The organism is Streptomyces sp. NPDC058274, assembly GCF_042881375.1.
Taxonomy (GTDB): Bacteria; Actinomycetota; Actinomycetes; order Streptomycetales; family Streptomycetaceae; genus Streptomyces.
The window spans coordinates 579,311-592,180 of sequence record NZ_JBHVXW010000001.1; the positions used below are offsets into that span (position 1 = coordinate 579,311).

Below are 12,870 nucleotides of genomic sequence, written 5' to 3' on the forward strand. Positions count from 1 at the left end.
ACCGGTGTGAGCGGGACCGTAACGCTTGCTCGCAAGTTTCAGCAAGATGTCGCAAGCAATTCCAACTCACTTCATGTGACGGCCGGTTGGCCGTCCCCACCCTGTCCGCCGAGGCGCAGGAGGTTCACACGTGGGTCAGCGGGCCCACCAGACCGTGGTGTCCGACGGCAGCTTGGCCTCGTCGTCCGCGAGGGTCACCTCGCCGCTGGCGACCAGCACCCGTCCGTACGCCGGGACGGTCACCGCCTCGCCGCCGGTGTTCGCCGTGCACACGAACTCCCCGCGGCGGAAGGCGAGTACGCCCTCGGGTGCCTTCAGCCACTCGACGGCATCGCCCGCGCCCAGCTCGGCCCGCTCCCGGCGCACGGCGAGCGCGGTCCGGTACAGCTCCAGGGTGGAGTCCGCCTTGCCGGTCTGCGCCTCGATGCTCAGCTCGCCCCAGCCGGCGGGCTGCGGCAGCCAGCTGCCTCCGTCCCCGAAGCCGTACGAGGAGCCCTCCCGCGTCCACGGGATCGGCACCCGGCAGCCGTCACGGAAGCCGTCCTGTCCCGCGCCCCGGAAGTAGGCGGGGTCCTGGCGCACCTCGTCCGGCAGGTCCACGACGTCGGGCAGGCCGAGCTCCTCACCCTGGTAGAGGTAGGCGGAGCCGGGCAGCGCGAGCATCAGCAGGGTCGCGGCCCGGGCGCGCCTGAGGCCGAGTTCGCGGTTGCCGGCGGTGCGGATCTGGGTGCCGAGCCCGGCCTCGTTGGCGAAGCGCGTGGCGTGCCGGGTCACGTCGTGGTTGGAGAGCACCCAGGTGGCGGGGGCGCCGACCGGGCGCATCGAGTCCAGCGTGCGGTCGATGACGGAACGCAGCTCGGCAGCGTCCCAATGGGTGCCCAGGTACTGGAAGTTGAAGGCCTGGTGCAGCTCGTCGGGGCGCACGTAGTTGGCGGTGCGCTCGATGGTGGGCGTCCACGCCTCGGCGACGAAGATGCGGTCGCCCGAGTACTCGTCGAGGATCGTGCGCCACTGCCGGTAGACGTCGTGCACGCCGTCCTGGTCGAAGAACGGCATGACATCGTTGCCCAGGAGCTTCAGCTGGTCGTGCTCTCCCAGGTCGGGCAGCCCCTCGGCCTTGACCAGTCCATGGGCGACGTCGATACGGAAGCCGTCGACACCCATGTCGAGCCAGAAGCGCAGGATCGAGCGGAACTCGTCCCCGACCGCCGGGTGGTCCCAGTTGAAGTCGGGCTGCTCGGGCGCGAAGAGGTGCAGGTACCACTCGCCGGGAGCGCCGTCCGGTTCGGTGACCCGGGTCCACGCCGGGCCGCCGAAGATGGACTCCCAGTCGTTGGGCGGCAGTTCGCCGTTCTTCCCCTTGCCGGGCCGGAAGTGGTAGCGGTCCCGCAGCGGCGAGCCCGGCCCCTCCCGCAGCGCCCGCCTGAACCACTCGTACTGGTCCGAGGAGTGGTTGGGCACCAGGTCGACGATGATCCGCAGGCTCAGCTCGTGCGCGTCACGGATCAGCGCGTCGGCGTCCAGCAGATTGCCGAACATGGGGTCGACGGCGCGGTAGTCCGCCACGTCGTATCCGGCGTCGGCCTGCGGCGAGGCGTAGAAGGGGCTCAGCCACACGGCGTCGATGCCGAGGTCGCGCAGGTACGGGAGTCGGGAACGTACGCCCTCCAGGTCGCCCATGCCGTCGCCGTTGCTGTCGGCGAAGCTGCGCGGATAGACCTGGTAGATCACCGCGTCGCGCCACCAGTCGCGGTGGGCGGCGACGGTGGCGAGAGCGGAGGTCGGGGCCTGGTCGGCGGAGTGCTGGCTCATGGCGTCCTTGGTGCGTGACGGTGTTCGGGCAGGTGATGCGGTGGATACGAAGGCGGCCGCGGTGCCGGCGGGGTCGGATGGACACCGCGGCCGCCACCCGCGCGCGACGTGCGCGCGGGAGCGCGGGGCGCCGGCGTCAGCCCTTCGTACCGCCCGCGGTGAGGCCGGCCACCAGGTTCTTCTGCACAAGGTAGAAGAACGCGGAGACGGGTATCGCGACCAGCACCGCGGTGGCGGCCATGAGGTTGCGCTGCGCGTCGTGCTCGCTGACGAAGCTCTGCAGGCCGACGGCGAAGGTGTACTTCGTGTCGGACAGCATGAACGTGGAGGCGAAGGCCACCTCGCCGAACGCGGTGATGAAACTGTAGAAGGCGGCGACGGCCAGGCCCGGTTTGGCGAGCGGCAGGATCAGCCGCGCGAACGTGCCGAAGGGGCTCAGTCCGTCGACCCGCCCGGCCTCGTCGATCTCGAAGGGGATCGTGTCGAAGTAGCCCTTGAGCAGCCAGGCGCAGTACGGCACGGCGGTCGAGCAGTAGACGAGGATGAGGCCGAAGTAGTTGTCGATGAGCTGGAGTTCGGAAAGGATCTCGTACATCGGGACCATCAGCACGGCGACCGGGAACATCTGGGTGACGAGCAGCACCCACATGAACTTCCGGTAGCCGGGGAAGCGCATACGGGACACCGCGTAGCCGGTGGTGGCGGCGACGAGCACTCCGATGACCGTGGTGCCGAGCGAGACGAGGAGCGTGCTCTTCATCCAGTCGAAGAACGGCGTGTGCTGGAGCACGAACGCGTAGTTGTCGAGCGTCATCTTGCCGAGGATGTTCCCGGGGTGCAGGTAGTCGTCCTTGTCCGGGCCGAGGGACAGATAGACCAGCCAGACGATCGGGAAGAGCGCGACCAGGCTCGCGACGGTCAGGATGCCGTGCGAGGTGAGCGAGCCGGCGAGGGTGCGCTCACCGCGTCGGAGCGCCTTGCGGGGCGACGCGTCGTACGCGGGGACCTGGTCGCGCGGAGGCGTCTGCAGGGTGGGGGTACTCATGGGAACTCCTGCCTCAGATCGCGAGCTGCTGGTCATTGCGGTTCAGCCAGCGGCGGTAGAAGGAGGTGAAGACGATCAGGATGGCCAGCAGCAGTACGCCGTAGGCCGCCGACTGCGCGAAGTCGCGCGGCTGTTGGCCGAAGCCCAGGTAGTAGGCCCAGGTGACGAGGATCTGCGCGTCCGGGGCGGTGTTGCCGAAGAGCAGGAAGATGACGGCGAACTGGTTGAAGGTCCAGATGACGCCGAGCAGGACGACGGTGGAGCTGACCGACCTGAGACCCGGCAGGGTGACGTGCCGGAAGCGCTGCCAGGCGTTGGCCCCGTCCATCTCGGAGGCCTCGTACAGCGTGGCGTCGATGGACTGCAGTCCGCCGAGCAGCGAGACCATCATGAACGGCACACCGCACCAGGTGTTGACCATGATCGCGGCCGTGCGCTGCCAGAAGGTGTCCTCCAGCCACAGCGGCGACGGCAGGTGCACCGCGTCGAGCATCGAGTTGATGACACCGCCGTCGGCGAGCATGAAGCGCCAGCCGAAGACGGTGACGAAGGTGGGCACGGCCCACGGCAGCACCAGGATGAGCCGGTAGAGCGTCCGGCCGCGGAGCTTCTGGTTGAGCAGCAGCGCGAGGCCGAGACCGATGACGTAGTGGAGCAGGACGCACAGCGCCGTCCACACGATCGTCCAGATGAAGTGCGACCAGAAGCGGTCGTACGAGGTGGGGCCCCACAGGATGTCGGCGTAGTTGTCCAGGCCGATGAACTTGTAGGTGGCGTCGATGTGGTTGACGCCGATCGTGCGGGCCGAGTTGAGGCTGGTGGCGTCGGTGAACGTCAGATAGACGCCCCGCACCAGCGGATAGAGCACCAGGACGCCGAGCACGACGACCACCGGGGCGATCATCGCGTACGCGTACCAGTACTTCTGGTACGAGTGCTTCAGGCGCTGCGTCCGGCCGGAGCCCGGCGCTCGGTCACCGCGCCGCTTGCCGGTCGCTCGGTCGATGGCGACTGTCATGGTTCGACACCTTCTGGAAGATCAGGGGTTGGGCGCGGGGACCGGCGCCGCGCCGCGGGGCGCGCCGGGGTCCGCCGGCCGCCGGATCCGTCCCCCCCTGGGCGGATCCGGCGGCCGCGCGGGTCACTTGCTGAAGTCCGGGACCAGCTTGGCGATCGCGGTCTCCGCGTTGCCCAGGCCCTTGTCCAGCGACTCCTTGCCACCCGCGATCTTCGGCAGCTCGGTGTCGAGCGGTCCCCACAGCGAGCTGTACTCGGGCAGCGCGGGGCGCGGCTGGGCGGCGGAGAGCACGCCCTGGTAGCCGGCGATGCCCGGGTCGGCCTTGACCTCGGCGGTGTAGGCGTCGTCGCGCGTCGGCAGCGTCGAGTTCTTGAGGGCGATCGTCTCCTGGGACTTCGCCGACGTCATGAACTTCAGGAACTTCAGCGACGCGTCCTGGTGGGCCTTGTCGGACCCGGCGTAGACCGAGAGGTTGTGACCGCCGGTCGGGGCGCCCGCCTTGCCGCTGGAGCCGGCCGGGACGGTGGCGATGCCGAGGTTGGCCTTGTCCTTGAAGGCCGAGCCCTTGTAGAAGTTCGTGATCTCCCACGGGCCCTGGACGATCGCGGCGACCTTGCCGTTGACGAAGGCGTCCTGGATGTGGGCGTACGCGTCGGCGGTGGTGTCGGCCTTGTGCAGTCCCTTCCCGGAGAACAGGCTCTGCCAGGTGCCGTACGCCTTCTTGGCGGGCGCCGAGTTCACCGTGATCTTCTTGGCGGTGGCGTCGACCGTGTCGGTGCCCTCGCCGTAGAGGAACGACTGGGCGTAGTACGCCTGGGTGGAGCCCCAGTAGCCGTCGACGCCGGTCTTCTTCTGGACCGTGGCCGCGTCGGACTTCAGCTCGTCCCAGGTGGCGGGCGGCTTGGCGATGCCGGCCTTCTTGAAGAGGGCCTTGTTGTAGACGAGCGCGAGGGTGTCGGTGACCAGCGGCACGCCGTACGTCTTGCCCTCGTACTGGGCCTGCTTGATCAGGCTGGGCTGGAACTTGCCCTGGTCCGCGAGGGCTTCGGTGCCGTCGAGGGGCAGGAAGAAGCTCTTCTTCGCGAACGCCGGGGTCCAGCCGACCTCGGAACGCAGGATGTCCGGGGCGCCCTTGGAGCCGGCGGCCGTGTCGAACTTGTTCTGCGCCTGGTCGAAGGGCACGTTGACGTACTTGACCTTGATCTTGGGGTTGGCCTTCTCGAATTCCTTGGCCAGGGCCTTGTACGTCGGTTCCTCATTGGTGGCGTTGGAGGTGTCCCACCACGTAATGGTGACCGGACCGTCCGACTTGCCGCTGCCACTGTCACTGTCACTGCCGCCGCAGGCCGTCGCCGCGAGGGCGAAGGACGCCACCAGCGCGGTGGCCGCTATGCCACGCCGCATGAGATCTCCTTGAGGGTGAAAGCCCGTGTGGTGGGAGGTGACGGCCCCGTCTGCCGCCCCCTGCCGACTCACCGACGCGCCGTTGCTGCCGCCGGGCGACGTGAACGTAACAGCGATGTAAGCGTTGCGAAAGGCCTTGCAGCAAAAAAGTGCAAGGACTGTCCGGAGTTACCCGTCCGTGACGGATCGCGGACCGCCTCTGACCACTGATGTACGGCCGCTCAGCGGGGTTCGGCCGCCTTGTGCAAGACTCTGCAAGCTCTTGCCACAGCGGGCGGATACGAGGATCATCGCCCCGTCAGTGCCCGCGGGAGCCACCCCTTTCCCGCGGCGCGGGCACGGGGACACCGACCAGCATCACAAGGGAGCGCGATGACGCAGCAGCCCGCAGCGGGACGTTCACCCGCCCGCCCGAGGCGCCCGGTCGGTGGGCAGGGCGCAAACCGGCCGGTACAGTCCCCTCCTGTGACCACACGGCTTGCCGACATCGCAGCCCAGGCGGGGGTCAGTGAGGCGACTGTCAGCCGCGTCCTGAACGGGAAGCCGGGCGTCGCCGCGACCACGCGCCAGTCCGTCCTGGCCGCCCTCGACGTCCTCGGTTACGAGCGCCCGGTGCGGCTGCGGCAGCGCAGCGAGGGCCTGGTGGGCCTGATAACCCCGGAGCTGGAGAACCCGATATTCCCGGCCCTTGCCCAGGTCATCGGCCAGGCACTGACGCGCCAGGGATACACCCCGGTCCTCGCCACCCAGACCCCCGGCGGCTCCACCGAGGACGAGCTGACGGAGATGCTCGTCGACCGGGGCGTGGCCGGCATCATCTTCGTCTCCGGACTGCACGCGGACACCTCCGCGGACATGCAGCGCTACGACCAGTTGCGCGCCCAGGGCGTGCCGTTCGTCCTCGTCGACGGTTTCTCGCCGAAGGTGCAGGCGCCGTTCATCTCGCCCGACGACCGGGCGGCGATGACGCTCGCGGTCACCCACCTCGTCTCGCTCGGCCACACCCGGATCGGCCTCGCCCTCGGCCCGAAGCGTTTCGTGCCGGTGCAGCGGAAGATCGAGGGGTTCGTGCGCGCGGTGCAGGAGCAGTTGGGGCTGCGCTCCGACGACATCGAGGAGCGACTCGTCCAGCACTCGCTGTACACGCTGGAGGGCGGCCAGGCCGCGGCCAGCGCCCTGATGGACCGGGAGTGCACCGCGGTGGTGTGCGCCAGCGACATGATGGCGCTCGGCGCGATACGGGCGGCCCGGCAGCGCGGTCTGGACGTGCCGAAGGACGTGTCGGTGGTGGGCTTCGACGACTCGCCCCTCATCGCCTTCACGGATCCGCCGCTGACCACGATCCGCAAGCCGGTGCCCGCCATGGGCCAGGCCGCGGTGCGTACGTTGCTGGAGGAGATCGGCGGGACCCCTGCGCCGCACAGCGAGTTCGTGTTCATGCCGGAACTGGTGGTGCGCGGTTCGACGGCCTCGGCCCCTGGGGACCGAAATCGTCCCTGAGGGGACCATTCGCGGCTCCGGGGGCTCCGCGGGATGCAGGAAATGCGGCCTGGACCCGACCAGGGGATGATCGGTCGGGTAGGGCTTTTCTGGCAGACTCTGTCCTTATGGGTGAGACGACCGTGACGACACTGGAAGGCCGGGAGCAGGCCACTCCACAGTCCGTCCCGGACAGCTCGAACGTCCGCACGGACAGGGCACTGCTGTGCCGGCTGCGCACCCCGCGCCGCCCCCGTCTCTGGTTCGAGATCCTGCTGATCGGCGTGAGTTACTGGACGTACTCACTGATCCGCAATGCGGTGCCGGAGCAGAAGACACAGGCGTTGCGCAACACCGACTGGATCTGGCGGGCCGAGCATCACCTCGGGATCGCCGTCGAGGAGGCGGTCAACCACGCCGTGAACTCGGTGACTTGGCTGATCGTCGGAATGAACTACTACTACGCGACCCTGCACTTCGTGGTGACGCTGGGCGTGCTGGTGTGGCTCTTCCGCAGTCACCCCGGCCGTTACGCGGCGGCGCGCACGGCACTGTTCGCGACGACCGCCGTCGCCCTGGTCGGCTACTACTTCTTCCCGCTCGCCCCGCCCCGCCTGATGACCGGCGGCACCTTCGTGGACACGGTCCTGGTCCACCAGACGTGGGGTTCCATGGCGTCCGGCGATCTGAAGCACATGTCGAACCAGTACGCGGCGATGCCGTCCATGCACATCGGCTGGTCCCTGTGGTGCGGCCTGACCATCTTCGCGCTGGCGTCGACTCCGTGGGCCCGCATCCTGGGCCTGCTGTACCCGGCCGCCACCCTGCTGGTCATCGTCGCCACGGCCAACCACTTCTGGCTGGACGCGGTGGGCGGGATGATCTGCCTCGCCTTCGGCTTCGCGGTGGCCCGCCTCTGGTACGGCGCCCTGCCGTACGCCCTGCCACGCTGGGTGCCGGGGCCGGGCACCCGGCCGCTGCTGTCGCTCAAGCCCTGACCGCGCCCGCCGTACGGCCGCCGCGCCGCCGGCTCACCCCTGGCGGGCGGTGTCCCGCAGTGCGTCGAGCAGCGTGCGCAGGGCGGGCTGCGGCGGCGCCGTCGCGCGTACGGCGGCGTAGATGGCCCGTACCGGCTCGGGGCCCCGTACGTCGCGGATCACCACGTCCGGGTGGCGGCCGCCCAGCCCCAGCCGCGGGACGAGGCTGACGCCGAGCCCCGCCGCGACGAACCCCTGCGCGGTGACGTAGTCCCCGCTCTCCACCACGAAGCCGGGGCGGAACCCGGCGGCGGCGCACGCGTCGAGCTGGGCGTCCAGGCACGGGCCCGGCCACTCGCTGCCGACCCACGGCTCCTGGGCCAGCTCGGCGAGGTCGAGCACCCGGCGCCGCGCGAGACGGTGTCCCTTGGGGAGCACCGCGCGGTAGGGATCGTCAAGGAGATGCACCAGCCGTACCCCCTCGCATTCCGTGCTCCCGGGCGCTCGCACCACCAGCGCCAGATCGGCCCGTCCCTCCTTCACGTCGGGCAGCGGATCCTCGGGGTCGATCAGCTTCAACTCGACCCGCACCCTCGGGTGTTCGGCCCGCAGCCGGGCGACCGCCGGCGCGACCAGGGAGGCACCCGCGGTGGTGAAGTAGCGGACCGTGAGCTGTCCGGTGCGCCCGGCGCGCAGATCGGCCAGCGCGGTCTCGGCCTCGGCGACCTGCCGGCCGATGGCATCCGCGTACTCGGCGACCAGCAGCCCGGCCGGCGTGGGGCGCACGCCCCGGCCGACCCGCTCCAGCAGGGCCGTACCGGTCTGTTTCTCCAGCGCGGTGATCTGCTGGCTGACGGCGGAGGGCGTGTAACCGAGGTCGGCCGCCGCCGCGGTCACCGACCCGCTGCTGACCACTGCCCGCAGGACCTGCATGCGCCGCACATCAAGCATGCAGCACAGCTTAACAGTGCATGCATGACTCTTCACTTGTCCTCACACGTATGGTCCGGGACCGTGGATGCATGCCTTCCCACCTGGCTTCGTCCCTCCGTATGGGCCTGCTCGCGCTGCTCTGGGGCTCCGGCTTCCTCTGGATCAAGCTGGCCCTGAACCACGGCCTGTCCCCCGCCCAGATCGCGGTCACCCGCTGCGCGCTGGGCACCGCCGTTCTGCTGGTCCTCGCCCGGTCGGGCGGTGCGCGGCTCCCCCGTTCACGGGCCGCGTGGGGCCATCTCGTGGTGGCCGCCCTCTTCTGCAACGCCGTCCCGTTCGCCCTCTTCGCCGTCGGCGAGCAGACGGTGGACTCCGGAGTGGCGGGCGTCCTCAACGCCACAACTCCCCTGTGGTCCCTGCTGATCGGCATCCTTCTGGGCACGGACCGCGGTCTCTCCCCCCGCCGCCTGACCGGCCTGCTCCTCGGCTTCGCGGGGACGCTGCTGATCTTCGCGCCCTGGCACCGCTCGGGCCTGATGAGCTGGGGCGCCCTGGCGCTGCTGGCCGCCGCGATGAGCTACGCCGTGGCCTTCGCCTACATGGGCCGCCATCTCACGGACCGGGGAGCGCCGATGGCCGTCTCGGCGGCGCAGCTCCTGGCCGCCACGGCCTGGACCACCCTCGCCCTCCCCGTCACCGGCGCCGGCCCGCTGCGCGCCGACCTGACGGCCGTCCTCGCGGTGACCGCCCTCGGCATCCTCGGCACGGGCATTACCTTCTACCTCAACTACCGTCTGATCGCCGACGAGGGACCCACCAGCGCGGCCACCGTCGGCTATCTCCTCCCGGTGGTCTCGGTCGCCCTGGGCGCGGTGGTGCTCCACGAGGAGATCGGCCCGCGGGTCGTCGCGGGCATGGCGGTGGTCCTGGCCGGGGTGGCCCTGACCCGCGCCCGCACTTCCGCCGCGGCGGACCGGTCGCGGGCCGGTGCGACGCCGCGATCCCCGGCGCCGGGGATCGCGGTGCCCGCGGCTGCGGCGCAGGAGGCTCACGCCCCGTAGAACAGCTCCTCGGCGACCGCCCGGGCCCGCCGCGTGGTCCGCCGGTACGCGTCCAGCATGTCCCCGACATGGCCGGCCCCGTACCCCAAGTACCGTCCCACGGCGGCCAGTTCGCGCCCGTCGGAGGGGAACGTGTCGCCGGCCCTGCCGCGCACCAGCATCACCGCGTTGCGGACCCGGGTGGCGAGCACCCACGCCTCGTCCAGGGTCTCCGCGTCCTCCGCGGACAGCAGCTCCGCGGCGCACGCCGCCGCGAGGGCGCCGCGGGTGCGGGTCGTCCGCAGCCCCGGCTCAGTCCACCCGTGCTGGAGCTGCAGCAGCTGGACGGTCCACTCCACGTCGGACAGGCCGCCGCGGCCCAGCTTGGTGTGCAGCGTCGGATCGGCGCCGCGCGGCATCCGCTCGGTCTCCATCCGGGCCTTGAGGCGGCGGATCTCCCGTACGGCGTCGTCCCCGAGCCCCTCCGCCGGATACCGCAGCGGATCGATCAGCTCGATGAAACGGCGCCCCAAGTCCTCGTCGCCCGCGACGTGTTCGGCCCGCAGCAGCGCCTGCGACTCCCAGACCAGGGACCAGCGACGGTAGTAGGCCGCGTACGAGTTCAACGTCCGCACCAGCGGCCCGGACTTGCCCTCGGGGCGCAGGTCCGCGTCGATGAGCAGCGGCGGGTCCGCGCTGGAGATCTGCAGCAGCCGCCGCATCTCGGAGACCACGGCGTTCGCGGCGCGCGAGGCCTCCTGTTCGTCGACCCCCTCCCGGGGCTCGTGCACGAACAGCACGTCCGCGTCGGAGCCGTAACCGAGTTCGTGTCCCCCGAAGCGTCCCATCCCGATCACGGCGAACCGGGTGGGCAGCGTCTCCCCCCAGCCGTCGCGCACCACGGCCCGCAGGGTGCCCGCGAGCGTCGCGGCGGTGAGGTCCGAGATCGCGCCGCCGACCCGGTCCACCAGAGCGCCCTGGTCGGCCACGACCGGGGTCTCCTCGGTGCCGTAGGAGGCGACGATGTCGGCGGCGGCCGTACGGAACAGCTCGCGTCGGCGGACCCCACGGGCGGCGGTGACCGCCTGCTCGCCGCCGGCGGCCCGGCCGACCGCGGCGAGGATCTCCTGCTCCAGGTGGGCGTGGGAGCGCGGTTCGAGGCCGCCGCCGACCCCGTCGCCGAGCAGCGCCACCGCTTCCGGGGCGCGCATCAGCAGATCGGGCGCGAGCCGGCCGGCGGACAGCACACGCGCCAGGTTCTCGGCGGCGGCCCCCTCGTCCCGCAGCAGCCGCAGATACCAGGGGGTCTTGCCCAGCGCGTCCGACACCTTGCGGAAGTTGAGCAGCCCGGCGTCCGGCTCCGCGGAGTCGGCGAACCAGCCCAGCAGCACGGGCAGCAGGGTCCGCTGGATCGCCGCCTTGCGGGTGACGCCGGAGGCCAGCGCCTCCAGATGACGCAGCGCCGCGGCGGGATCGGCGTACCCGAGCGCGACCAGTCGCTCGCGTGCCGCGTCAGGGCTCAACCGGGTCTCGCCGGGGGCGAGTTGGGCGACGGCGTCGAGCAACGGCCGGTAGAAGAGCTTCTCGTGCAGCCGCCGTACGACGGAGGCATGCCGCTTCCACTCGCGGTTCAGCTCGGTCACCGGGTCGGTGCGCAGCCCGAGGGAGCGCCCGATGCGCCGCAGATCGACGTCGTCCTCGGGCACCAGGTGGGTGCGGCGCAGCCGGTAGAGCTGTATGCGGTGCTCCATGGACCGCAGGAAGCGGTACGCCTCGTCGAGCTGTACGGCGTCGACACGTCCCACGTAGCCGCCCGCCGCCAGCGCCTTCAGCGCGTCGAGCGTGGTCCCGCTGCGCAGCGACGTATCGGCCCTGCCGTGCACCAACTGCAGGAGCTGTACGGCGAATTCGACATCGCGCAGGCCGCCGGGTCCGAGCTTGAGCTCGCGCTCGATCTCGGCGGCGGGGATGTTCTCCACGACTCTGCGGCGCATCTTCTGCACGTCGGGCACGAAGTTCTCGCGCTCGGCGGCGTGCCAGACGAGGGGCGCGAGGGTGGCGACGTACTCCTCGCCGAGTGCGGGGTCGCCGGCCACCGGCCGGGCCTTGAGGAGCGCCTGGAACTCCCAGGTCTTGGCCCACCGCTGGTAGTAGGCGAGATGGCTGCTGAGCGTGCGGACGAGCGGGCCGTTGCGCCCCTCGGGCCGCAGATTGGCGTCGACGGGCCAGATGCTGCCCTCGACGGTGGTCTCGGAGCAGATCCGCATCATGTGCGAGGCGAGCCGGGTCGCGGCCTGGACCGCCTTGCCCTCGTCGGCTCCCTCGACGGCCTCGCCCACGAAGATCACGTCGACGTCGGACACGTAATTGAGCTCGTGTCCCCCGCACTTGCCCATCGCGATGACGGCGAGGCGGCACAGCGCGGCGTCGTCGGGAGCGTCCGCGTGGGCCAGGGCGAGCGCGGCGCGCAGGGTCGCCGTCGCGAGGTCGGCGAGCTCGGCGGCGGTCTCGGCTATGTCCGTGGTGCCGCACACGTCACGGGCGGCGATGGACAGCAGACACCGTCGGTAGGCGACCCGCAGCGTGACGGGGTCGGTCGCCTCCGCCAGACCGCGCTCGAACTCCGCCACCCCGGGGTGCAGGTCCTGCGCCTCGTAGGTCACGAGCGCCTGCCAGTCCCGCGGGTGGCGGGCGAGGTGGTCGGCGAGCGCGGTGGACGCACCGAGCACCCCGAGCAGCCGGTCCCGCAGCGGCTTCGCCGCGATCAGCGTGTCCAGCAGCTCCCGCTGCGCCGTGTGCCCGTCCTGCGCCTCGACGAGCCGTACCAGGCCGAGCAGCGCCAGATCCGGGTCGGCGGTGGCGCCCAGGGCGTCGAGCAGCACCGGATCGTCCCGCACGGGCCCCAGCTCGGCGCTGTCCAGCAGCCGCTCGGCGGCGGACGGATCGGTGAAACCGTGCCGCAGCAGCCGCGTGAAGGTACTGCTCCTGCGCCCCGGCGCCGTCATCCTCGGCCTCCCGTCGGATCAAGGTCGTACGAGCCCGAGCCTAACCGCAGAGCCCCCGGTGAGCGCCGGGGCGGGCGGCCGCGGCCGGAACCGACGAGTGCGGTGGGCGCCGGACGGGCGCGAAGCGAGGAATGCGGTGGGCGCCGCGGGGGCGGCC

General features: G+C 71.0%; 9 protein-coding genes. 3 read left to right on the forward strand and 6 right to left on the reverse strand.

What is annotated here, in order from left to right; genetic code table 11:
- Nucleotides 1-135: 135 nt before the first annotated feature.
- The 4 genes from ACFVYF_RS02610 to ACFVYF_RS02625 form a co-directional block, all read right to left on the reverse strand.
- Nucleotides 136-1,812 (reverse strand): glycoside hydrolase family 13 protein, encoded by a 1,677-nt coding sequence (locus ACFVYF_RS02610; RefSeq protein ID WP_389449615.1) that lies wholly within the window; start codon nt 1,810-1,812, stop codon nt 136-138.
- Between the two features lie 136 nt (nt 1,813-1,948).
- Complete coding sequence (locus ACFVYF_RS02615) at nt 1,949-2,857, reverse strand: sugar ABC transporter permease (RefSeq protein ID WP_389449618.1); 909 nt, start codon at nt 2,855-2,857, stop codon at nt 1,949-1,951.
- A gap of 13 nt (nt 2,858-2,870) precedes the next feature.
- Nucleotides 2,871-3,875 carry a carbohydrate ABC transporter permease gene (locus ACFVYF_RS02620; protein WP_389449621.1) on the reverse strand — a complete coding sequence of 335 codons (1,005 nt, stop codon included), beginning with the start codon at nt 3,873-3,875 and terminating at the stop codon, nt 2,871-2,873.
- A gap of 123 nt (nt 3,876-3,998) precedes the next feature.
- Nucleotides 3,999-5,279, reverse strand: coding sequence for an extracellular solute-binding protein (locus ACFVYF_RS02625; RefSeq protein WP_389449624.1), 1,281 nt, complete (start codon nt 5,277-5,279; stop codon nt 3,999-4,001).
- Nucleotides 5,280-5,744: 465 nt separating this feature from the next.
- Here ACFVYF_RS02625 and ACFVYF_RS02630 point away from each other — a divergent pair, with 465 nt between their 5' ends.
- Nucleotides 5,745-6,779 (forward strand): LacI family DNA-binding transcriptional regulator, encoded by a 1,035-nt coding sequence (locus ACFVYF_RS02630; protein ID WP_389449627.1) that lies wholly within the window; start codon nt 5,745-5,747, stop codon nt 6,777-6,779.
- Between the two features lie 107 nt (nt 6,780-6,886).
- Nucleotides 6,887-7,756, forward strand: coding sequence for a phosphatase PAP2 family protein (locus ACFVYF_RS02635; RefSeq protein WP_389449630.1), 870 nt, complete (start codon nt 6,887-6,889; stop codon nt 7,754-7,756).
- 33 nt (nt 7,757-7,789) lie between these two features.
- Here ACFVYF_RS02635 and ACFVYF_RS02640 read toward each other — a convergent pair whose 3' ends face one another.
- Nucleotides 7,790-8,686 carry a LysR family transcriptional regulator gene (locus tag ACFVYF_RS02640; RefSeq protein WP_389449633.1) on the reverse strand — a complete coding sequence of 299 codons (897 nt, stop codon included), beginning with the start codon at nt 8,684-8,686 and terminating at the stop codon, nt 7,790-7,792.
- 71 nt (nt 8,687-8,757) lie between these two features.
- Between ACFVYF_RS02640 and ACFVYF_RS02645 the strand changes: the two genes are divergently transcribed.
- A complete protein-coding gene (locus ACFVYF_RS02645; RefSeq protein ID WP_389449635.1) occupies nt 8,758-9,729 on the forward strand; it encodes a DMT family transporter in 972 nt (323 codons plus the stop codon).
- Here the strand turns inward: ACFVYF_RS02645 and ACFVYF_RS02650 are convergent.
- Nucleotides 9,717-12,713 (reverse strand): bifunctional [glutamine synthetase] adenylyltransferase/[glutamine synthetase]-adenylyl-L-tyrosine phosphorylase, encoded by a 2,997-nt coding sequence (locus ACFVYF_RS02650; RefSeq protein ID WP_389449638.1) that lies wholly within the window; start codon nt 12,711-12,713, stop codon nt 9,717-9,719. The two genes, ACFVYF_RS02645 and ACFVYF_RS02650, sit on opposite strands and share 13 nt — an antisense overlap.
- Between the last annotated feature and the right edge of the window lie 157 nt (nt 12,714-12,870).